This is a genomic window from Flavobacterium azizsancarii (assembly GCF_027980145.1).
In the GTDB taxonomy this organism is placed as follows: domain Bacteria; phylum Bacteroidota; class Bacteroidia; order Flavobacteriales; family Flavobacteriaceae; genus Flavobacterium; species Flavobacterium azizsancarii.
This window is the reverse complement of sequence record NZ_JAMZNK010000057.1, coordinates 1-24184: the sequence shown is the minus strand read 5'-3', so window position 1 is coordinate 24184 and position 24184 is coordinate 1. Positions and strand designations below refer to the sequence as shown.

The window sequence follows — 24184 nt, the reverse complement described above, 5'->3', positions numbered from 1 at the left end:
TGGTCACAATATCAAACAAGAAACGCCGCAAAGAAAATCAGCAATCTTTGCCGAGTTTCTTTTGTGATCTCTCCCTCTGGTCGAGATGACAAAAGAAACGAATATTATCATGCAAATGAGTACCTTAGCCCGATATAAATGGAAATTCTTTTTAATTCCATTTAATCAGTGGCTATAAAAACTCATCACATTTAATCCCATAAAAAAACTCCTGTTCAGGTGAACAGGAGTTTCAAAAACAAAATCTAATTTCTAATTCTAATATTTAAAATTTTTAAACTAAACCACGTGTTAACCAACCTCTTTTATTGGCTGTAACAATGGCATATGGTGTAATCCAGAATAAGCTGAAGGTGTAAAAAACACTGTATGAATACGCCCAAAGCGAATCAGACAAATTGTATCTTTTAGCATAAAACAAAACTGGAAAACTTGATACTATTAATATTCCTAAAAGCGTTGAACTCAAAAACAATAACGGATGTATAGCAATAAAAAAGAACATAAAAAGCATAAACGGATATGCCATAACGATTCTTAATGCCTGATTTAACCATAAAAGTCTTGAACCAAATTTAGATCCTTCTCTAAAATCTGTAAATACATATTTCGCCATTGCAATGTTTTCACGCACATTACTTCTGCTCCATCTGATAAACATTTTGTATAATCCTGTATATTCCTCAGGAACGTTTGTCAGTACATAAGCATTTCTCTGAAACACTACATGCTGTCCTTGTTTCAGGATCATATTGGTCATCGCACGATCTTCACCAATGTCAGACGGCTGTCCCATAAAAGTTTGGTTAATCCATTCGTCAAGACAAGCAAATACAGCCGTTTTACGATATGCTGCCGCTGCACCCGGAGTACAAAGCACAGATCCTAATTTACTTTCTGCAGAACGCATGAATTCAAAACTCATTACAAAACTTACGTTAAGCATTTTTGGCAATATGGCTTTTTTACTATTCAGTACATGCACGTTTCCAGCAACTGCCCCACATTTTTCATCAACTACAAACGGGCTAACCAAATTTCTAAGTGTATCTTTTTTAACGATCGAATCACTATCTACCGTTACAAAAATTTCTCCCGTTCCTAATTCAAATCCACGGTATAAGGCGTGACGTTTTCCTGCGTTTACAGGTTGTTGAAAAATAGTCAAACGGTCCCCTAATTTTATTTTCGCCTGTTGCATCCAGTACCATGTATCATCTTTACTTCCGTCATCAACAGCTAATATTTCTAATTTATGCGCAGGAAAATCACTATCTGCCAAACTCAATAAAGTATCCCAAACCAGTTTCCCTTCATTATACGCCGGAACAATTACCGTAACGGTTGGCAACATTTCGTCTGAAACTGATTCGATTGGTTTGTATTTAAAATACAAGTATAAATTATACAGGAAAACTCCCGTCTGAAAGAAAAACAATACTCCCGCAATAATCAAAAACGGAAGTCCCCAACTTGAATTCAATCGGTCAATCTGAAACTGATCAAAGTCATCTTGTAAATGGTAAACCGAGTAAGCTCCAACAAACATAAGGATAAATGTACTTATCAATACAAATAAACCAAACTTACTTTTGGTGCGCTCGCTCACTTTTTTTGATGAAGAAGTCGAGTTGTTAATACGAAAAATGGAACTTTTTAAGGCTTGTTCGTTATTACTATTTGGGCTCGAAGTATAAAATTGTTCTGATGTTAAGGTTTCACTTTTCATATGACACTACTTTTTGATTGCTTGCTATGGGCTTTTACTTATGATTTGTTTTCTTTCCGATTCATTATTTTCATTTATCGAAAAAGAATTTACATATTCCCAATTTGCAAGCGTTGTGCCATTGTCATTTTTTACTGTTTTTCAGCGAATTAACTATTTTACCTATTTTATAAGTGTGTAATTTTTATACATTTTCAAGATACAGTATACAGTTTTATTGGATTTTCGCAGGCTTTTGAGGTTGAGGTTTGGTGTGTTTGAATACCTCGAAATTTACTAAAAACGATTTTTGGAGTTTATCATCATCATCCTGATGTATAATTTTTATTCTAAAAAAGTAAAATAAATGACATTTACCGCAAAGTGCGCAATCCCGATAGCTCAATGTCATTAAGTTAAGCTTTCAAAAATAAAATTATTACAAATCAAATCCGTTTTTATCTGCGTTTTTACGAAGTAAATCTGTTTTATCCGCGTCAAAATTAGACGCCGATTTTACTGATTCGCTAAAGCGAAAACGCTGATAAAAACGGATTTTTCTAATTACTTTCTTGATTAAACTGTTAAGTAATTTTATATATTCCCCCCACTCATTTAACTTGGTATTTGGTAGTAAGATGATAAATACAAATATAATTAAAACACTTTAGATTTTTTAGACCTTAAAATTATTTAAAAATTATAAGATAACGATAAACAATAATTACCCTACTCCTCATACATCTCCATCCATAACCTCGTCTCCTCCAAATCCAGTTCCTTCTCAATCTTCCTGAAAATCTCTTCATTGACAGAACCAGATTTGTGCATCGATTCTAGTTTACTGCGTTCGACATTTAGGAGATCAATTTGTATTTTGGTAAAATCATTAAAAATCTCCCCTCCCATTACATTTCCTTTTCCGAAGAAGTTGGCAGGGAGTTCCGTTTTTTGGAGGCGGTTGAATTTTACTTCATATTTGCTTTTGATGTTGTGGAGTAAATCGTTGTTGAGTAACGAGAAATTATCTTCGATATGGGTAATGGTTTGCGACACGATAATGTTTCGTATTTCGTATTCTTCGGCGATGATCGAGTATTTTTCTATTTTTAGTTTTTTAATCAGCCATGGCAAAGTCAATCCCTGAATAACCAAAGTCGAAAGGATTACACAAAATACCAGATAAATGATGAGGTTTCTCAGTGGGAATTCCTGGGTTTCATTCATCATTAAAGGCAATGCCAAAGCCGCCGCCATCGAGACTACGCCACGCATTCCGGACCAGCCAAAAACAATCATATTCCTAAAATCAAATTCTTCCTGCAAACGGATTTTTTTACTGATATATCTGGGAAGCAAAGTAGCCGGAATCACCCATAAAAAACGCACCAAAATCACGACCAAACTTACCGAAGCGCCCCAAATAAACAAAGACAAACCCGAGTAATCACCTATTCCTGCAATAATCTGTCGTAACTGTAATCCTATCAGAATAAAGATTAATCCGTTTAGGATATTCGTTAGAACACTCCAGATTGTTCCCGTCATCATTCGGCTTTCGTGGGTGAAGATCGTTCCGGATCTTGCCGAAAGAAAAAGACCTGTTGCCACTACGGCCAAAACACCGGAACATTCAAAATGTTCTGCAATCAAGTAAGATGCAAAAGGCGTCAGTAAAGTTAAAGTCGCCTCAATCACCTCATCGCAAACAAACTTTTTATGAATAAAACTCATGACATAGCCAACCCCTAAACCTATGGAGATTCCTAATACCGACATGACCAGAAAATTCAGTCCCGCTTGCCAGAGTACAAAATTTCCGGCCGTAATTGCCGTCAATGCATATTTGTACGCTACCAGACCACTAGCATCATTTACCAGACTTTCGCCTTCGAGAATCGCAATCAGTCTTGGATGTAAACCCAAACCTTTGGTAATCGAAGTAGCCGAAACTGCATCCGGTGGTGAAACAATTGCTCCTAACAAAAAAGCCAACGGCCAAGAGATATCATCTATCAACATATGAGCTGCAACAGCCACGGCAACAGTAGTAAAAAGCACCAAACCAACAGCCGCCAAAGTAATTGGTCGGATTGTTTGCTTAAAATCTGACCAACTCGTGTACCATGCGGCATGATATAAAAGCGGTGGCAAAAAGACAATAAAAACAATTTCAGGACTCAAAGCAATCACAGGAAGTCCCGGAATAACGCTAATAATGACACCACAAAGTACCAGCACAATCGGAATGGGAAAATTATATTTTTTACTGATAAGGCTCAAAAAAGCAACCCCAAAAAGTAACATGATGATTACAGTAATATTTTCCATTTTTTGTTGTTTTGGTAATTCTGGTATGAGAGTACGAATATAATATTTTTAAATCTTTGTGTTATTTTTTTTAAACACATAGAAACATAGGTTTTAATATTTTTTAAACCACGCCGACAGCTATCAGGACAATAGAATTTTATTTCAGGCAGATTGAAAAAAATTTAAGCAGATTGAAATAGATTTTTATTAAAATTAATTTGCGTAAATCCGTTTAATTTTTTTTAATCTGCGTGAAATTCATATTAAAAAAATCATGATTTTCTCCAATAGCAATATCCTTATATCAAAACAAATGGTTTCTTGATATCTTACTATGTGAATTCATATCGAAGTGAAACGACTTTTTTTACGCTTGCTAAAGCTACGTTTCTATGTGTTTAAAAAAAATAAACTGAATGTCATAAAACTCCAATCTACAAATCTCTTAACCAAATTTTATTATCTCTTTAAGTCATAAATATCTTAAAAAAAATTACATTTGATACTTAAATTCATTGCCTTACATTATGATTCAGAAAAGAAATTATATTTATTTACTCGCCCTGTTAGCCGTCTTTTTTTACGCGCCGCTTACCTATTCACAAACCGCACCGGTCAAAACGGAAACTGCACCTCCTAAAACGGAAACCAAATCGAAACTTTTTGAAGAAAGTGCCACAGACAGTGACTATCTGATGGCTATCGAAAAAGCCGGAGAAGTTTTAGAATCTGCTCATAATGATACTGAATTTGATGCCAACAGCTATCATTTGTTTGGAGAAATTAAAAGAACACAAAGTAAACTTGATCTTATTTTAGTAAGTATAAAAGGAGCAAATCCTAATGTGCGCAATCAGCAAATGTATCGTATTGTACTTAAAGAAATCGAACAGGAACTGGACGAACAAAATACCGCAATCAATTCCCGCAACCTTGCTCTCGAAAAAATAAAAGCCAGAGTAATTGACTTGCGCAAAGACAAAACCTTAATGGGGCTTTTGACAGATACCATTAAACGCCAACAATTTAAAAAAGAGTTTGCCAATCTTAAAGACAGATACCTCAGCACGGATAGCCTGATGACCAAAAATCAAAATATCCTAAATGATAATAAAAGACTGACTGTTGAAAGAAAAATAGCAGTTTCGAATGCTTTAATCACTGTTGACAGTAAACTGGAACAATCAGGAATCAGTATTCTTAAAAGAGAATATCCTGTTTTATGGAGTACAAATGATTCTGTGGCAAAAAAAATAGAAGGTCAAAACATCAAAGCTAAAATTGCTATCGAACAAAGCGTTGCTTCCTATTATTTAAGTTACAAAGCTGGTGCCATAATCTCATTGCTCCTCTTAATGGGAATATTAGGCTGGTATATTGCACGCAACCTAAAATACCTGAAAAATAACGGACATTCAAAAAACCTTGCTCAATTTAATTTTAAATATCTAAATAGAGGCGTTATTATTCCGGTCGCTGTTATTGCCTTGAATATTGCTGTTGTGAGCAACTTATATGCTCCGGCGATGTTTATTGAACTGGTTCAGCTTTGCCTTCTTGGTCTTCTTACTTTCCTTTTTAGAAACGACTGGTCCTCTACCGCAATACGCAACTGGATGTTTCTTTTAGTATTATTTTTTATTCTTTGTTTCCTAGACCTGTTTATTGCCGTTGGTTTTATACAACGCTGTGCCTTTATTATAATCAATATTTTAGGAATACGTTACGGTTTTGTTCAGATAAAGACTTTAAAAAATCAGCTTTATATAAAAGGTTTTTTCAAATGGGCGACTATTATTTTTATAGGCCTGAATGTTTTAGCCTTACTAAATAATGTATTCGGCCGTGTTTCTCTTGCTAATATGTTAAGCCTTACTGCTTTTATTTCGCTAACGCAAATTGTGGCATTAAGTGTGTTTTTAAAAATAATTTTAGAAGTTATCCTTTTACAAATCTACACGACAAGAGTAAAACGTGGTATCGAAAAGATTTTTGATTTCGAAAGCTTGTCTGACACACTCAAAAAACCTTTCATTATCCTGATCAGTTATATGTGGATTGTGGTCATCGCTGCTAATCTGAATATCTGGGAATCTTTACGTGACGGTTTAACTTCAATTTTAAGTCATCCCAACACAATTGGAAGCATCACCTTTACTTTAGGAAATATCGTCTTGTTTTTTATCATCATTTGGCTCGCGCATTTATTACAGAATTATGTCGCTTACTTTTTTGGAGAAGTCGATGATGAGAACGAAGAAAACATCAACAAAAGACAGCATTCTAAATTATTGATTACAAGACTTGTGGTATTGATTAGTGGTTATCTTTTGGCCGTTGCCGCATCAGGAATGCCATTAGACAAACTAAGTATTTTGCTGGGAGCTTTGGGTGTTGGTGTTGGACTTGGTCTACAGAGTGTGGTTAATAATTTCGTTTCGGGTATTATCCTGATTTTCGATAAACCCATACAAATTGGCGACGTGATCAATATTAGTTCTGAATCCGGCCGTGTAAAATCGATGGGATTGCGTACTACCAAAATTAACTCAGCAAATGGTGCCGAAATCATTATTCCAAATGGTAATTTATTGTCTCAAAACATTACCAACTGGACTTATACGGACAATTTTAAACTGGTAGAAATCGCTGCAGAAGTGAGTGGAGAAATTATGCCGGAAGAAATTAATACGCTAATACTGGAATCTCTCGAAAGCATGGAATTGGTAAATAATGCTAAACCTCCTCATATTTATTACACCGCCATTGCTGATGGAAAATTCAAATTGCAAATTAAATTCTGGTGCAGCATTTACCGTACAGAAGAAACAATTAGCAGTGCACGTCAGGTACTATACAGTAATTTTAAAGCAAAAGGCTTAGCCTTGTCGACATAAAATGATTGGTGACTTTTGATTAACGATTTTTGATTACAGATGTGTAAAACCTGGAAAAACAGATACTACAGCAAAATTCAAAAATCGTTAATCTTCAATCTAAAATATAAGACATTGAACTTTGGGATTATGTATTTAAAAACAATTATACCTCACGACTTCATCCTCTTAGATTATATCTTAAATCCGTCAAATTCATTTTTTGGCGGATTTTTTTTGAAGTTGATTTCCGAAGTAAACTTTACAAACCTCAACTTCTTAATTTACAAGATGTTAATTTTAAAACAAAACGATTACATAATTAGCCCTAAAAGCGTTAAATTTATTAAAATATTCATGATTATTTGTAATACAATTAATCTTATCTTAGCGAAATAATCGCATTTTTGAATTTAAATTCATCATAGATACTACGCAGAAAGGTTTCAATTGAAACGCTGTATTAAACAAAAAACAACTGATTTACAAACAGATAAAAGACCAACAAAACCATTTTTTTCCAGAAACACAGAGATTAACCGGGATTGGACCAACATATTAAATCTTACAATACTTAAAATGAGCAAGCAGAATTATAATTTATTACTGGCAGATGATGACGAAGATGATTGCGCTTTTTTTAAAGAAGCACTTGATGAATTATCACTTCCTGTATCGCTTACGACAGTAAATGACGGAGTACAACTCATGGATTTTTTAGCCACTATTTCTTCAGGCGATTTACCGGATATTCTTTTTCTGGACCTGAATATGCCCCGAAAAAATGGTCACGAATGTTTGACGGAAATAAGAGAAAAGGAAGAACTTAAAAATCTCCCTGTAATTATTTTTTCGACTTCTCTGGATAATGAAATAGTCGACAAAATGTATGAAAAAGGAGCAACATATTATATTCGCAAACCAGGCGAGTTTGCTAAATTAAAAAAAGTGATCGAAAATGCTCTGACTATAGCATCACAAAATGACTTTAAGCAACCTATAAGAGAGCAATTTATACTCCAACCCTAATTCGTTTTTGGAATGAGCCTTACAAATAAGAATCTTTATTTTCTGACCGATGGTGGAGAAATGGGTGAATTGATGCGTACTAAAGATTGGAGCAAAACACCTTTAGGCAATCCAGAAACCTGGCCACAAAGTCTTAAAACCATGGTCGCTGTGGTGCTCAACAATCCGTTTGGAATGTACATTGTCTGGGGAAAAGAATATACGCAAATTTATAACGACTCATTTCGTCCTATCCTTGGCTCTAACAAACATCCTGAGGCTTTAGGAATTAGTTCTCAAATCACATTTTCTGAAATCTGGGACACTATAGGTCCAATGTTTCATGATGTCATGCAAAGTAAAGCAGTTAGTTTTCCTGATCTTAAATTAACATTAAACAGGAACGGATTTGATGAGGAATGTTATTTTAATTTCTCTTACAGCCCTATTAAAAAAGAAGATGGCGAAGTTGGCGGCATATTAGTTACAGTTATTGAAACTACAGAAAAAGTCAGGGCCACAGCAGCTCTTAATATAAGCAATATTCGATATCAGAATAATATCATGCAGGCTCCTGTCGCTATGTGTGTTTTTAGGGGCAAGAACCACATTGTCGAAATTGCAAATGAGCAAATGATTCGATTATGGAGAACAACGGCAGAAAAAGTACTTAATAAACCTATTTTTGAAGCATTGCCTGATACAAAAAGTCAATATCTCGAAAACCTTTTAGACAATGTTTATAATACCGGACAAAAATTTATTGCCAATGAGGAACTCGTTAAATTTCTTCGAAATGGAAAGATAGAAGATACTTACATCAATTTTGTTTATGAAGCGCTTACAGAATCTGACGGAACAATTTCGGGCGTTGTAGGAATAGCCATAGAAGTTACCACACAAGTAGTTTCTCGCTCAAAAGTAGAAGAAAGCGAACAAAAAGTTAGAGAACTGGTAGAGAATGCACCTTTTCCTATTGCTTTGTATGTTGGCCCGGAAATGATTGTTGAATTGGCCAATGACTCTATTATTAAAGTATGGGGAAAAGGCAATGATGTAATAGGAAAATCATTTAAAGATGTAGTTCCTGAACTCGACAATCAATTAGTCTTTGAGCAGATTAATGAAGTTCTAAACACCGGGAAATCTTTTCATACACAAAATACTCCCTTAGACCTTACCGTTGATGGTAATTTAGGTACTTATTATTTTAATTATAGCCTAACGCCAATATATGACGTAAATGGCAATATTTATGGTGTAATGAATACTGGCGTCGATTTAACAGACTTAAATTTAGCCAAGAAAAAAATTGAAGAAAGCGAACAGAATTTACGAAGTATGGTATTGCAATCGCCAATTGGTATTTGCGTACTGGATGCAGAAACTCTAATTAGCGAAATTGTAAATGACAGTTTCATTGAAGTTGCAGGAAAATCCCGTGAAGAAATTGCAGGGAAACACTATTGGAAAAGCTTTGCCGAAGTAAAATCCTGTTATGAAATTCCTCTTCAAAAGGTAGTTACTGACGGTACTCCTTTTTATGCCAATGAAGTAGAAATGTTACTTATCAGGCATGGAAAAAAAGAAAAAGTATACGTTACTTTTGTTTATGCACCACTAAAAAACATAGAAGGCAAAGTAACAAAAATAGCGATTTGGGTACTAGACAATACTCCACAAGTTATTGCAAGACAAAAAATTGAAGAAGCTGACAAACGTTTTCGTAATACAGTAAAACAAGCTCCGGTAGGAATTACCATTTTGCGAGGTCCGGATCATATGGTCGAAATGGCCAATGAAGCTTACTTAAAGTTGGTTGCCAGAGAAGAAAAAACCTTTGTAGGCAAACCTTTATTTGAATCATTACCGGAAGTAAAAGAAACAGTAAGTTCACTTTTGAAAGATGTTTTTAATACCGGGATTCCTTATCACGGAAACGAAGTTGCTGTACCTATAAACCGATATGGAAATCATGAGATTTTCTATTTTGATTTTCTTTATCATCCATTAAAAGAAGAAAACGGAGAAATTTCAGGAATAATTGCAATTGCAACTGAAGTATCTGAAAAAGTCGAAGCCAGAAAAAAAATAGAACTTAACGAAGAAAGACTTAATATTATCGTCGAAGCCAGTGAATTAGGTACTTGGGAACTGGCGATAAAAACCAAAGATCTTCAATATTCTAAAAGATATCTTGAAATCGTTACCGGCTATAAAGAAGAAGAATCTCTAACTCATGCCCAACTCCTAAGCCATATTCATCCGGATGATTTACACATACGTGAAAAAGCTTTTAAAGAATCCATTGCTTTAGGAACCATACAATATGAAGCCAGAGTAATATGGGACGATCAATCGGTTCATTGGGTCGAGGCGAAAGGGAAACTTTTTTATGATGACGAAAACAATCCCGAAAAATTATTGGGCACGGTAAGGGATATTACTGACGAAAAAAATCATCAGCAGGAACTTGAAGCAAGCGAGAAAAGGTTCCGTAAACTAGTCATGGAATCTCCCGTTCCAAAAGCTATTTTAAGAGGAAAAGATATGACCATCGAAATGGCGAATGCTGCACTTTTGAAAAATATATGGCGAAAAAATGAAAGCGATGTTCAGGGTGAAAATATATTAAACGTTTTTCCGGAACTTAAAAAACAAAAATACGCTAGACTTTTAAATGAAGTCTATACGACAGGAAATGTACATTCAGAATCTGAATCATTGTTTTACTTAAATAATGGAAATACGGAATACAAAATGTACATCGATTTTGAATATGCGCCAATGCGTGAAATAGACAATAATATTTCTGGAATAAAAATGACGGTGATTGATGTTACTGAAAAAGTCGAAACCAGAAAAAAAATCGAAGAAAGCGAAAAAAGATTCCGCTCTCTTACAGAAAGTATCCCGCAGCTTATTTGGGAAACAGACGAAAAAGGAAATGCTTTGTTTACCTCAGGCAAATGGTTCGAATATACCGGCGTAATTCCTACCGGTGAAGCCGCGTGGAAATCTATGATTCATCCTGATGATTTTGATGAAAACAGCAAAATATGGAACAACAGTTTAGCAACCGGAGAATTATACAGAACAGATGTACGGGTTTTAAGAAAAGACGGAACCTATAGATGGCATGCTGTAATTGGTGAACCAGTTTTGAATAAAGACAATAAAATCATAAAATGGGTTGGAGCCTTTACAGATATCCAAACTGAAAAAGCATTTACCCAGGAATTAGAAAAACAAGTTACGGCACGAACAAAAGAACTTGAACAAAAAAATATCGAGCTCGAGCAAATGAACAAAGAACTACAATCGTTTGCCTATATTTCCAGCCACGATTTGCAGGAACCATTGCGAAAAATTCAGACTTTTGCAACGCAGATTACAGAGAAAGAATCTAAAAATTTATCAGATTACGGAAAAGATAAATTTCAACGAATGCAAAATGCCGCTCAACGAATGCAAACATTAATCAATGATTTACTTTCGTATTCAAGAACCAACATTCAGGAAAGAAAATTTGAAAAAGTCAATCTTTCTCAAATCATTGATGAAGTAAAAGAAGATCTTAAAGAAGAACTTGAACAAAAAAATGCCAAAATAGAAAGCAACGAAACTTCTGAAGTAAGTATTATTCCGTTTCAGTTCAGACAATTATTGTACAATTTAGCCAGCAATTCATTAAAATTTTCGAAACCTGATGTTAATCCGATAATAAAAATAAAAAGCAAGTTTGCCAAAGGAGCAGCTTTAAATAATGATGCCTTATCAAAAGAAACAGAGTATTGTCATATCAGTATTTCGGATAATGGTATTGGGTTTGAACCACAGTACAGTAAAAAGATATTCGAAGTTTTTCAGCGTTTACACGGCAAACTCGAATACACAGGAACAGGAATTGGACTTGCGATCGTAAAAAAAATAGTAGAAAACCATAACGGTTTTATCACCGCAGAAGGCGAACAAAATAAAGGTGCAACTTTTGATATTTATATCCCGGTGATTCAAAATACAAACTAATAAAAAAACGGAAATAACTTTTAAAAAGTCATTTCCGTTTTTGTTTTTAATCCTCTTAAAGAACTAAAAAGTACTTCTGATAAATTATCTTGTATATACAGTAATGATACCAGTAGTTTTGTCTTTCAATTTTAACTCCTTATTAGTAAGGTTCATAATGTCGCTGGTAGAACTTACATTACCAACACTAATAGTTAAGTCATTATGAGATCTTGCATAAGTTCCTGTAGTTTCTGTCAAGGCACAATCAGAACCGTTATAATCACCAATAACTGCAGCATTACTTAATCTTAGATCTAAATAATCTCTACTGCACCCTGTTTGATTTTGTGGCGCATCGATTAAAACTTCTTTTCCGTCAATAATTGTTCCTGTCTGACTTAGGTTGTATTTACCTTGTATAGGGACGATTGTTTCCCCGTCATTGTCATCGTTACTACAAGATGCTGCAAATAAACCGATGCTCAATAATAATGCGAATAATATTCTTTTCGTTTTCATGTTTGATTTCTTTAAAATTATTTTATGCTAAATTAGTTTTAAAGTTTATCAGAAATGTTCTATAATTTTCGATAATATTTACATAATTCTATTTAAATCCTAAATAATACCTTACGAAACAAAATTATAACTAGTAAAAGACAATATTATATCCAGTTAATAAGTCGGTATTTCTTTTCATCTACCTATCTAAAATAAAGTAAGTTAATGCTCATAACGAATTATTATTTTAGGAAACACATCAAAACAAGTTCAGCATGTTATAATAATTACGTCTGAAAAATTGTACTTTTACTTTATAATTCTATCGTTTTCTTTAACCGTATAGTACAGTGCTTAATATGTTTTTTACATATTGCCTGATTACACTTAATTATTATCTTTGAATTATGAGCACACTTACAAAACAAAACCATATAGGGCGAAAAATTAGCCGTATTCGTGAACTTCGTGATATGAAGCAGGAAGCTTTGGCGCAAGCAATGGGAACAAACCAACAGGCTATATCTGCAATAGAAAATAGCGAAATTGTAGATGATGAAAAACTTGTCGAAGTAGAAAAAGCCCTTGGCGTAAGTGTCGAAGCCATTAACAATTTTTCAGACGAAGCTGCAATTAATTATTTTAATATATTGTATGATCACAGCAACAATGGCAGCCAAGGTGCATTTGCAAATAATTGTACTTTCAATCTGTTAGATAAATTGATGGAAGTTGTTGATGAAAATAAAAAACTTTACGAACGTTAATTGCAGGCTGAAAAAGATAAACTCAAATATGTAGAAAAATTAAGAAATAATCCTTTATGATATATTAATAAAAAAAGAGGCTTCGCATGAAACCTCTTTTTTTGTTTTATTTAGTTGAAATATAAAAATGTAGAAATATCATTATTTACAAGGTTTATTCCTTACGTATTTACCAATCATATATCTCGTCATTGGTCTCAAATATTGACTCGGTCTTTCAGGATGGTATCCAATTTGATTAAAACATTCAAGAGAATCTCCAGATCTGGCATAAAAAACGACCGATTTACCACTTTTAAAAAAAGTAGTTGTGTCACAAACCTTAATCCTTTTAAGATTAATAAGATTTCGATCTAAAAGTTCAATATTGTTATCTGGTGCTTTCAGATCACAATCTACAACCTCATAATTATTACCAGTCCATTGCATACATCCTTTATCTGGAAATGCGAAAAAGATTACCGGGAACCCTATACATAAAACTAAAGCAAGACCTATTATAGTATTCTTAATTCTTCGATTTAATTTATTTGGAGGATTTTTTTTAAAAGCTACGAATGCATTGATTGCATTTAATTTTGGTTTTACTTCTTCAAAAGTACTTTCTCTTAATTCCTCAATTTCTTCTTTACTTTCATTTTCATTTACATTCTCACATTCCTCTTCCTGTTCACCTACTATCCCTTTTTCTATTCCTTTTTCGCTTTCTTTCTTATCAAGAAAAACTCCTAGATCTCCTGAAGTATCATTTTGTCCTGTTTGTTGGTTTGATATTATGGAGTTGTTGGTATGATCATTTTGAGTTTCATCCCGATATAAATTGTGAATTCTAAATTTATTAAAAGGTCGTGGTTCAAAATCTATCAAAATTGCAGCTAATTCTATTGTACTGTTTTTTGCAGGCTTTTTTCCTTCTTTGTAAAAAGCCCCAACTTTTCTAAATTTATCCGTGTAGGTAGTGGAAGTATTTTCCTCTTTCGGATCAAATTCAAACTTAAAAAAATCCGAGTATACCTTTAAATCATCATATTTAGGATTAGATCTAAAAATCTTCCAGCATAAATCCCTTAAACTTGCTTGGCCTGGAACATCTAAAAAATCATAATACTCCCCTCCTTCTTTTTCTTTTCTATATTTTGCCCTAATAGCTTCTTTATATTCATTTTCAACATTTTCTCGGGTAGTTTTTTCCATAAGCTTTCAGGATTTTCAGGATTTTTTCTATGACTTTTCAGGTTTTTCAGGAGATCTCAGGAAAGTTAGTACATCCCGGAATTCCTTATCAATTCAGGCTTAAAGCCGTTGTTACTTTGCGGTATCAAAAATTAGTTCTTGTTCGATATAGCGATTAGAACAAATGTACAAACTAGTTTAAATAAAAAGTGCGGAAAACCGTAAAACGGAGTTTATCCGGGAAGTATAAATAAAATTTTACTGTCTACGCACTTCACTTCCCAACACAAAATGATGTTGCATTAACAATTTCGGAAAAGATCCGAACAGCAATACTCATGCTTAATCCTTAAATATTAAAAAAATGAAAAAGCTACTATTATTGGGAGCGTGCGCTCTATTGACAACTATGATTTCTTGTACTTCTGACGATTTCGAAGATACTAAAGCGAATATTAAACCTGAAGTACCTGCATACGCTGGACCTGGGGATTCACCAATAACAGTTCCGCCACCACCACCGGTAAAATAATATTCAATAATAGTATTTAATTTACAATTAATTACTATTTTCGGGGAAAGTACCTTTTATGCTACGATCCCCGTTTTTTTATTTCCTTATTTTTTTATTTCTTCTTTCCTGCAAAAAACAAATTATAAAACCTTTCAATAAGACTGCTATCATAAAAGAAGCTGTTAATCTACAAGAAAAAGGAATAACGAACTTTCAGAATAAGAAATTTAATAGTGCCTTCTATAACTTTAATAAATCAAAAATCACTTTTGAAACCCTAAAAGATAGTGGTAATATTGTGTACAATCTTATCCAGATGGCTAATATTCAGCAAATAAACGGCGACTATTATGGCAGTAAAGAAACACTGACAGAAGCATTACCTTATCTTAAACAAAAAGATGTTTATAGTGCTGCTATCAATAACTTATTCGGAATTGCTGATAAAGAACTTTCTCTTTATAATGATGCTATTTTTTATTATCAGGAAGCTCTTAAAGATTGTACAGATGAAGCATCAAAACAATCTCCCTTAAATAATATTGCGGTCGTATACATTCATCAAAAAAAATATGATAAAGCAATACTAATTTTAGAATCTATTATAAACGAAAAATCTCTCAACACAGACCTTACTAGAAAAGCACGGGTTCTTGACAATTTAGGCTTTGCCTATTTTAAAAAAGGAATACATGATAAAGGACTCTTATTAATGCAAAATAGCTTTAACTTAAGAAATAAAATTGACGATGCTTATGGAAATATTGAGGGCAATTTACACTTAGCCGAATTTTACTCAAAACCAAACCCACAAAAACCAAACCCACAACAATCAAATCAATATGCGCAATCAGCCTATGAAATCGCTACAAGATTTAATAGTGTTGATGAACGTTTGAAAGCTTTGTCTTTTTTAATTTCTAATGATTCCGGAAATAAAAATGCACAATATGCCCAAAAGTACATTACTATAAATGATAGTATCATAAAGATTCGAAACAACTTTAAAAACAAGTTTGCCAAAATCAAATACGATTCTAAAAAAGAAAAAGACGAAAATCAAAAACTACGCTTACAAAAAGTAGAAAATGAATTATCACTACAAGAAGCAAAATATCAAAAAATAGTTGCCGGAATTGGTATAATCTTTCTAATTATAGTAATTGTTATCCTGATTCGATACTACAGAAACAAAAACAGGATCGAAAAAATAAAAACCGCTTATGATACTGAAACCCGAATTGCAAAAGACATTCATGACGAACTGGCAAATGATGTTTTTCATGCCATGACTTTTACACAAACACAACCTTTAGAAAGTGATAGTATAAAGGAGACTTTAGTTCAAAAACTTGATAATATTTATTCGCGCGTTCGCAGGATTTCAAAAGAAAATAATACAATCGATATCACAGCAAATTATTCTGCGGGGCTAAAAGAAATGCTTTCGACATATAATAGCAACAACACAAATGTAATTATCAATAATGTCGAAAAAGTAAATTGGGAGTTAGTAGATGCTATTAAAAAAGTTACTATTCATAGAATTTTACAGGAATTAATGGTCAATATGACCAAACACAGCAATGCGTCATTGGTTGTTGTAAAGTTTGACAGTAACGGAAAAATAGTTTTTATTGATTACACGGATAACGGAAAAGGCTGCAAAAAAGAAGAAATTATAAAAAATGGTTTACAAAATATGGAAAACCGTATTCTAGCCATAAAAGGAACTATTACTTTTGACAGTGAACCTGATAAAGGTTTTAAAGTAAAAATAACGCTGCCTAAATAAAAGCCATATGTTTAAAAAAGTAATAATAGCCGAAGACCTTGAAGATATAAATTTAGGAATCGAGCAGACCTTAAAAAGTTTAGATATTGTAAATTTTCAACACGCCAAATATTGTGATGATGCTTTTTTAAAAATACGAAAAGCCATTCAGGATAATGAGCCTTATGATTTATTGATTACCGATCTTTCTTTCAAAAAAGATCATCGCGAAGTAAATATTACTTGTGGCGATGAACTTGTTGAGAAGGTACGCGAACTTCAGCCTAATATTAAAATTATAGCCTATTCTGTCGAAGATAAAAACATACGCATTAAATCACTTTTTGACAAAGCAGATATTAATGGCTTTGTACTAAAAGGAAGAAACAGTATTGAAGATCTCAAAAAAGCAATAAACCTCATCGGTACTTCAGATCAAAAATATATTTCACCGGAAATTGCATCAGCATTACAAGAAAAAAGCAATTACGAAATCGACGATTTAGACATACAGATTCTGAAACAATTATCATACGGAACTCCTCAAGATGAAATCATACAGATTTTTAAAGAAATGGGAGTAAAACCAAACAGCAAAAGTACAGTCGAAAAAAAAATCTCCAAGCTAAAAGATTTTTTTAAGGCAAATAACACGACGCATCTGGTTTCGATTACAAAAGATATGGGAATTATCTAAAACTCATTACAATACTATTATTAATTCATTAAGCTCCTTCGGGGGCTTTTTTTATTGCTTAAAATTAAAAAAATACGAATTACGGATTTCCATAAAATACAAATTTCAAATAGGTTTAAGTTTGAATTCTTAAATCAATTTAAAATTATGAAAAAATTAGTCGTTTTGTTTAGTCTCATCTTCTTGGTTCTGGGAGGTACTATTGAAGCCCAAAGTGGTCATTATAAAAATGGAAAAGGTAGTTCCCATAAAGGAGGAAAATACAAAAATGCAAGTACCAAAAATCACTATAAAAAAAGAAAGTAAAGTTTGTGAATAATTCGAAAAACTTTAATGACCAAAACCTAAAATCATGGGATTTCGATTTCAAAAAAGAATAAAAATTGGAGGAGGATTTGGCTTAAACATAAGTAAATCCGGTATTTCTCCAAGTTTAAGAACAAAGATAGGATCATTTAGTAAAAACGGATATTCTGTAAAAACAGGTATATCAGGACTACGTTACCAAAATAGCGGTTGCATCGTACTATTTGCATTTACAGGCATCATAACACTTTTAATTTTTACAATAAAACATATATAACAATGGGATACAGAAAAGGATATTTCAAGAAAGATGGAACGTATGTTCAGCCTCATTTTACCAAAACAAGAACAAAATCATACTCAAACAAGAATAGCGGATGCATTTTAATAATGCTTATAACGATGACATTTGGACTGGCAATTTCTTGTTCAGATTCGTCAGATACATCAGGCTCAAACTGCCCCACTAAAACTTGCGGAGATTTTAAAACTCAGGCGCAAGCACAAGCAACTTACGATAGCAACAGAAGCTGTTATAAAAATCTCGACGCTGACAAAGACGGAATCGCCTGTGAAAATTTACCTAAAAAATAACTATTCTTCTTTGTGCTCAATATGAAAAATATTTTAACAGATTTTATATTGAAGAAGCAATAATAAAAAACCAAATAGACATTGAGAAAAAATTACTTTTATTACTTAGTGACCACTAAGATGTTTTATAATTATAAACTACCATTCCTACTTTTAGCATTAGGAATAATTTCCTGTAAAAAAGCTGCTGCTGCGCCTCCGCCGGAAATCAATTCATTGTACCAACAAGTAATTACTACTGACGATCGAAAAACAATCACAGTAGAAGAAGCGAAAACGTATCATGTAAATACAACTTATCAATACGAATACAGAACCGGAAATCCTGGAGAATACGAATACAATTATGATGTAAAAGGAATCAATATAAAAGGAGATTCAGTTCGTGGAAACATCAACGTTCAAGGAAAGTACGGTGCAGGAATTTTAATTGGTGATACTATTGCCGATATTGAAATTAAAACCGAATGGATTTCATACGGAAAGTTGAAAGCCGCTGACAAAAAAGGAAATGAATATCAACTGATTGTCAAATAAAAAAAGTCTGATGAAATCACTTTTAGTGCTGTTTTTATTTTTTTCGACTTCTTTTCATCCTTCTGAAACCGCAGTTTATATCTGCGGTCCAAAAGGTGCAAAAAAATATCATTACACAGAAAACTGTCGCGGTTTTGCGGGTTGTCGACATGAGATAATAAAAACATCACTTAAACAAGCACAAAGTTTAGGTCTTACACTCTGTGGCTGGGAAGATTGATTTTATTCCCTTTAAAAAATATTTAATCATTTGATAATAATCACTTTACGATAAATTCATATTAGTTTTATTAATTTGAATAAAACTAAACGTTATGAAATTCTTTAATCTAAATTTTCTGGTTTCTTTCAAAGAATGGCTTTTTTTAAGAGCTATGCAATCATCTTTCCTTCATTAATAAATTACAATTAAAAAAGGAAAAACTCATTTGAATGAATAAAACTGAGAACTCATTTTTGAACAAAGACCAATTTGGAGATGATTTCTTGTGGGGTGTTTCAACCGCCGCTTTCCAAATTGAAGGGGCTCATGATGCTGATGGAAAAGGTTCTTCTATCTGGGACGTTTTTACGTCGCAAAAAGGAAAAATCAAGAACGGACATCACGCTCTTACCGCCTGCGATTTCTACAATTCGTACCAAAACGATATTGATCTAATTCAGGAACTAAACATTCCTAATTTTAGGTTTTCGATCAGCTGGCCCAGAATTATGCCAACGGGAGTTCATCCTATCAATCAGTCTGGTATCGATTATTACAATAAAATCATCGATTCTTTACTCGCAGCAGGAATACAACCCTGGATTACACTTTATCACTGGGATTTGCCACATGATCTTGAAACAAAAGGCGGCTGGACCAATCGGGAATCTGTTTTGTGGTTCTCTCAATATGTCGAAGTTTGCGCTCAATATTTTGGCGATCGTGTCAAAAACTGGATGGTGATCAACGAACCTTCGGTTTTTACGGGTGCAGGATATTTTCTGGGAATTCATGCTCCGGGAAAAAAAGGCATTTCTAATTATCTTAAAGCCATGCATCATGTAACTCTGGCTACAACAGCTGGTGCAAAAATACTACGAAACCTAATTCCAGACGCAAATATAGGAACTACTTTTTCCTGTACGCATATCGAGCCGGCAACTCAAAGCTCTAAAGATATCGAAGCTGCAAAACGGGTAGATACTTTATTGAACAGAACTTTTATTGAACCTATTTTGGGATTGGGATATCCTCAGGCCGATTTACCTGTTCTTAAAAAACTCAATAATTATATTTTAGAAGATGATCTGAACAATTTATCTTTTGATTTTGATTTTATAGGCCTGCAATGTTACACGCGGGAAGTCGTAAAATCCTCGATGCTGATTCCGTATATTGGCGCCGAATTAATAAGTGCCGAAAAAAGAAACGTGATATCAACAGATATGGGATGGGAAGTCTACCCTCCTGCCCTTTATGAGGTGCTTAAAAAATTCAATGCATACAAAGGCATTAAAAAAATTATAATTACAGAAAATGGCGCTGCGTTTCCGGATATTCTGACGAACGGAAAAGTATACGACATCAAACGTACTCATTATATTCAGGACCATTTAGAACAAATCCTAAAAGCAAAAAAAGACGGTCTAAACGTCGAAGGTTACTTTGTCTGGAGCCTTACCGATAACTTCGAATGGGCAGAAGGCTACAACGCCAGATTTGGATTAATTCATGTTGATTTCGAAACACAGCAAAGAACCATTAAAAATTCAGGATTATGGTTTAAAGATTTCTTATCTTAAAACTGATGCTTAAGAAAACACAAAAGCCTTTCACTACTAAATCGTGAAAGGCTTTTTTTTTGAAGTAAAATCATTTATCTCTGAACTCGAAACAAATATTTCTGTTTTAAGATTCCAATATTAATCTTGCCATTGTTTTTTAAGTGCGCCGTTACAAGAATATATCTATCTTCGGGATAATTTACGTTATAACTAAAGGTTGTGTCTTTTACCTTAACCTGAAGCACATGTTTTCCTTCATCTGATACTGGCAGTTCTGCTGTTTCATAACCCGGCAATGTATTTGTTGCTTTTAAGTTTATGTCCTGAACTTTCTTTTTATCCAGAAACACTTCCAATTTTAAGTTATCAAGTTTCATATCCGTTGGCTGTTCAAACGAGACAACATATTTTTTGCAACCCAAAGTGCATAAAACAATTAATAGTATTAGAAGCTTTTTCATAAAAGATGTTTTTAAAATGATAGTGAATAGAAATCGAAACCTATTCTAATATTCTATAAATATAGATAATATTATCACAATTCGACCACCGGAAAAAGCAATAATTGGGTGAGGAAAATTCATGAAATTTATTTACTAAAAAAAGCAAAAAAAGTGATCAATTCTCTTGTAATCACTAGGTTTAACGGTTATTTTTTCTTATCTTTATAGTGTAAATAACAGATAATATATGCCAAAAAACAAACTATTTAAATGCTCAAATTACTTCTTAAAAAACCATTCTTTTTATTTCTACCTGCATTTTATTTTTCAAAATGCTACCCAATTTCATTTCGAAATTTTCTCAATTAATCTTTTTTTCTGCACAAAGTATAAACACGCAGAATACACTAGAGCAACCGCTGGAATTTCTACCATAATTATTTTTCCCGAATATATTTCTGAACTATTTTTTTAGAAAATATATTCCTGTATTAAAGAAAAGATTTCCTTTTTCGGGATCCTCTTTCGACTCTTCATGTTCATTTATCACTAAACTCTTTATTCTATGATTATGACTTCATTTCTTATTTCAACAAATGCCATCACTTTATTGGCAATTTCAATTTGTTTCTTTTATTCAATATTACATTTTTCCTCTTTTTTTTAAATCGTTCAATCCAACCTTTTTATGACTTTTTGCCTCTATATAATAAAGGTCAGATTGGTTTTAAATTTAACTAACACGTTCTAACAAACCTAAATTTACTATTCATTGTATTTTGTTTTAAGGAATTATTAGGAATCTCGGGAAAACGCGGGAATTCTGGGAATCCCTTATCTACAAAGGCTTCAAAGCGCCTTTACTTTGCCAAAGAAATTAGTTCACGTTTTAACTGCAGATTAAAACAAAACAGAACTAATTCAATTCAAAGTGTAGAAAACTGTAAGACCGAGTTTATTCGGGAAGTATAAATAACGTCTTACAGTTCTACACGCTTTACTTCCCCAAAAAGCAATTTGGTATTGCCTCAAATAAGCTCCGGAAAAATTCCGGACAGCAATACTCATGTCTAATTTTTAAATTAAATCAAAATGAAAAAACTCATACTTTTTATCGCTTTCGCGTTATTGTTCACTATATTTTCTTGTACTCCTGATGAACTTGAAACTCAACCAAAAAAGGAAACAGAAAAAGCTGTTAATCCTATAAAAGCGACTTATGCTGGCCCTGGTGATACTGGTACAAAGCCACCACCACCGCCACCAAATGTTTAATAAATATATAATTTTAGTATCTAATTAATTACTATTTTCGGGGAAAGTAAATTTATATGTTACGGTCCCCGTTTTTTTATTTTATTCTACTTCTTTTTCTTTTTTCCTGCAAAGAAAAAAAGACTATTGATATTAACAAAGAATCTATCCGAAAAGAGGCACTTAATTTACGAAATAAAGCAATTGAAAATTACGATAAGCAAAACTTCAATACTGCTTTTTATGAGTTTAATAAGTCAAAACAACTATATGAAACTTTAAAAGATAGTGCAAATATAGGTTATGCACTTATTTTAATGGCATCAATTCAGCAAGTTAATGGGGATTACTACGGGAGTAAGGAGACCGTAACAGAAGCACTATTATATGTAAAAAAAAAGACTGCTTACACAGCTGAAATAAATAATAGGTTAGGTATTGCTGACAAAGAGCTTTCCCTTTATAATGATGCTATTATTTACTATAAAGAAGCTGCAAATGATTATAAAGATCCTATTGAGAAGCGAGGACCTCTAAGCAACATTGGAGCTGTTTATATCCAACAAAAAAAATACGATAATGCAATCGCTCTTTTAGAATCTCTCTTAAGTGAAAAATTTTCAAAAAAGAAAGTTCAAGCAATTGAAAATGCAGCAATTATAGACAATCTGGGTTATGCTTATTTTAAAAAAGGAATAAATCAAAAAGGTTTTTCTTTAATGAATCAATCCCTCCACATAAGAAATGAATTTAAAGATACGTACGGAAGCATTGAAAGCTATCTTCACCTTGCCGATTATTATGCTAAAAAAGACATTAAAAAATCGAATAAAAATGCTCTTGAGGCTTACAACACCGCCACAAAACTAAATAGCGTTGACGAAAGATTAGAAGCACTACAAATTCTAATTTCTAACGATCATAGTGCTCAGAACGGCAAATATGTACAAAGGTATTTTACTTTAAACGACAGCATTATTAAAGTCCGAAATAACTTCAAAAATAAGTTTGCTAAAATTAAATACGATTCTAAAAAAGAAAAAGACGAAAATGCAAAACTTCGCTTAGAAAAAGCAGAAAACCAGTTATCGCTTCAAAAAGCCAAATATCTCCGAATTGTTTTTGTAATTATTTTTATTTTTTTAGTGATCTTAATAGCAATTCTAATACGCTATTATAGAAATAAAAACAAGGCTATAGAAGTTAAGACATCCTATAACACTGAAACCCGAATTGCTAAAAAAATCCACGATGAATTAGCAAACGATGTATATCATGTGATTGCTTTTGCTGAATCTCAGTCATTATTGAAGGAAAGTGCCAAAGAAAACCTACTTCAAAAACTAGATGATATTTACGGACGTGTAAGAGGGATTTCGCGAGAGAATAATAGAATTGACACCGGTATTAATTTTACCAAGAGTATAAAAGAAATGCTTTCGACTTATAATACCAGCGAAAGAAATATCATGGTTACCAACTTAGAAACTATCAACTGGGAACTTATTGATGATATAAAAAAAATTACCATTAATCGGATTTTACAGGAATTAATGGTGAACATGAAGAAACATAGTAACGCAAATCTGGTAGTGATAAAATTTGAAAGTGATCAAAAATCTATACTAATAAACTATACCGATAATGGTAAAGGCAGTGAAATAACTACAATGGTAAAAAATGGACTTCAAAACATGGAAAACCGTATTCAGGCTGTTAAAGGAACTATTAATTTTGACACGGAAACTGATAAAGGTTTCAGAGTAAAAATATCCATCCCTAAATAACATGAATTAGAGTATATATATAAAACTTAGCTCATACTTAATAAAAATCGGATAGGAGCCTAGGGATTAATTCCCTAGGCGACCTTCCACACCACCCGGCATACGGATCCGTACCAAGGCGGTTCTTAATTTACGATACATTTTAAGATAGATA

The 24184-nt window shown here is 33.0% G+C and carries 20 protein-coding genes; 15 read left to right on the top strand and 5 right to left on the bottom strand.

Features of this window, described 5'->3' with window-relative positions:
- Positions 1–274: 274 nt before the first annotated feature.
- Together NJT12_RS22085 and NJT12_RS22080 are read right to left on the bottom strand one after the other, a co-directional pair.
- Entirely contained in the window at positions 275–1729 is a 1455-nt protein-coding gene (locus NJT12_RS22085; RefSeq protein ID WP_271338291.1) for a glycosyltransferase family 2 protein, read from the bottom strand.
- A 708-nt stretch (positions 1730–2437) separates the two neighbouring features.
- A complete protein-coding gene (locus NJT12_RS22080) occupies positions 2438–4039 on the bottom strand; it encodes a Na+/H+ antiporter (RefSeq protein ID WP_271338290.1) in 1602 nt (533 codons plus the stop codon).
- A 509-nt stretch (positions 4040–4548) separates the two neighbouring features.
- Here NJT12_RS22080 and NJT12_RS22075 point away from each other — a divergent pair.
- The 3 genes from NJT12_RS22075 (at position 4549) to NJT12_RS22065 (ending at position 11934) form a co-directional block, all read left to right on the top strand.
- Complete coding sequence (locus NJT12_RS22075) at positions 4549–6918, top strand: mechanosensitive ion channel family protein (protein ID WP_271338289.1); 2370 nt, start codon at positions 4549–4551, stop codon at positions 6916–6918.
- Positions 6919–7476: 558 nt separating this feature from the next.
- Positions 7477–7926 carry a response regulator gene (locus NJT12_RS22070; protein WP_271338288.1) on the top strand — a complete coding sequence of 150 codons (450 nt, stop codon included), beginning with the start codon at positions 7477–7479 and terminating at the stop codon, positions 7924–7926.
- A 12-nt stretch (positions 7927–7938) separates the two neighbouring features.
- On the top strand, positions 7939–11934 hold the full coding sequence (locus NJT12_RS22065) for a PAS domain S-box protein (RefSeq protein WP_271338287.1): 3996 nt from the start codon (positions 7939–7941) through the stop codon (positions 11932–11934).
- Positions 11935–12018: 84 nt separating this feature from the next.
- On the opposite strand, the gene NJT12_RS22060 is transcribed toward NJT12_RS22065, so the two are convergent.
- A complete protein-coding gene (locus NJT12_RS22060; RefSeq protein ID WP_271338286.1) occupies positions 12019–12435 on the bottom strand; it encodes a lipocalin family protein in 417 nt (138 codons plus the stop codon).
- Between the two features lie 389 nt (positions 12436–12824).
- Between NJT12_RS22060 and NJT12_RS22055 the strand changes: the two genes are divergently transcribed.
- A complete protein-coding gene (locus NJT12_RS22055; protein WP_271338285.1) occupies positions 12825–13184 on the top strand; it encodes a helix-turn-helix domain-containing protein in 360 nt (119 codons plus the stop codon).
- Between the two features lie 141 nt (positions 13185–13325).
- Here NJT12_RS22055 and NJT12_RS22050 read toward each other — a convergent pair whose 3' ends face one another.
- Positions 13326–14378 (bottom strand): hypothetical protein, encoded by a 1053-nt coding sequence (locus NJT12_RS22050; RefSeq protein WP_271338284.1) that lies wholly within the window; start codon positions 14376–14378, stop codon positions 13326–13328.
- A 343-nt stretch (positions 14379–14721) separates the two neighbouring features.
- On the opposite strand from NJT12_RS22050, the gene NJT12_RS22045 reads away from it, so the two are divergent.
- The 9 genes from NJT12_RS22045 to NJT12_RS22005 all read left to right on the top strand — a co-directional run bounded on the left by NJT12_RS22045 (position 14722) and on the right by NJT12_RS22005 (position 20564).
- Positions 14722–14889 carry a hypothetical protein gene (locus NJT12_RS22045; RefSeq protein ID WP_271338283.1) on the top strand — a complete coding sequence of 56 codons (168 nt, stop codon included), beginning with the start codon at positions 14722–14724 and terminating at the stop codon, positions 14887–14889.
- Positions 14890–14947: 58 nt separating this feature from the next.
- Positions 14948–16666: a tetratricopeptide repeat-containing sensor histidine kinase gene (locus tag NJT12_RS22040; protein WP_271338282.1), complete on the top strand. Its 1719-nt coding sequence runs from the start codon at positions 14948–14950 to the stop codon at positions 16664–16666.
- Positions 16667–16673: 7 nt separating this feature from the next.
- The gene (locus tag NJT12_RS22035; RefSeq protein ID WP_271338281.1) at positions 16674–17342 is read left to right on the top strand and encodes a response regulator; all 669 of its coding nucleotides are present in this window, start codon (positions 16674–16676) and stop codon (positions 17340–17342) included.
- Positions 17343–17489: 147 nt separating this feature from the next.
- Positions 17490–17648 (top strand): hypothetical protein, encoded by a 159-nt coding sequence (locus NJT12_RS22030; protein ID WP_271338280.1) that lies wholly within the window; start codon positions 17490–17492, stop codon positions 17646–17648.
- Positions 17649–17694: 46 nt separating this feature from the next.
- Complete coding sequence (locus NJT12_RS22025; RefSeq protein WP_271338279.1) at positions 17695–17925, top strand: DUF4236 domain-containing protein; 231 nt, start codon at positions 17695–17697, stop codon at positions 17923–17925.
- Positions 17926–17927: 2 nt separating this feature from the next.
- Entirely contained in the window at positions 17928–18242 is a 315-nt protein-coding gene (locus tag NJT12_RS22020; RefSeq protein ID WP_271338277.1) for an excalibur calcium-binding domain-containing protein, read from the top strand.
- Positions 18243–18323: 81 nt separating this feature from the next.
- Positions 18324–18779, top strand: coding sequence for a single stranded DNA-binding domain-containing protein (locus NJT12_RS22015; protein WP_271338275.1), 456 nt, complete (start codon positions 18324–18326; stop codon positions 18777–18779).
- Positions 18780–18789: 10 nt separating this feature from the next.
- Complete coding sequence (locus tag NJT12_RS22010) at positions 18790–18999, top strand: hypothetical protein (protein WP_271338274.1); 210 nt, start codon at positions 18790–18792, stop codon at positions 18997–18999.
- 212 nt (positions 19000–19211) lie between these two features.
- Entirely contained in the window at positions 19212–20564 is a 1353-nt protein-coding gene (locus NJT12_RS22005; RefSeq protein ID WP_271338273.1) for a GH1 family beta-glucosidase, read from the top strand.
- A gap of 74 nt (positions 20565–20638) precedes the next feature.
- Here the strand turns inward: NJT12_RS22005 and NJT12_RS22000 are convergent, their stop codons facing one another.
- Positions 20639–21007, bottom strand: a complete 369-nt coding sequence (locus NJT12_RS22000) for a hypothetical protein (RefSeq protein ID WP_271338272.1) — start codon at positions 21005–21007, stop codon at positions 20639–20641.
- Between the two features lie 1074 nt (positions 21008–22081).
- On the opposite strand from NJT12_RS22000, the gene NJT12_RS21995 reads away from it, so the two are divergent.
- Together NJT12_RS21995 and NJT12_RS21990 are read left to right on the top strand one after the other, a co-directional pair.
- Entirely contained in the window at positions 22082–22264 is a 183-nt protein-coding gene (locus tag NJT12_RS21995; protein ID WP_271338271.1) for a hypothetical protein, read from the top strand.
- Positions 22265–22320: 56 nt separating this feature from the next.
- On the top strand, positions 22321–24030 hold the full coding sequence (locus tag NJT12_RS21990) for a tetratricopeptide repeat-containing sensor histidine kinase (RefSeq protein ID WP_271338270.1): 1710 nt from the start codon (positions 22321–22323) through the stop codon (positions 24028–24030).
- The last annotated feature ends 154 nt before the right edge of the window (positions 24031–24184 follow it).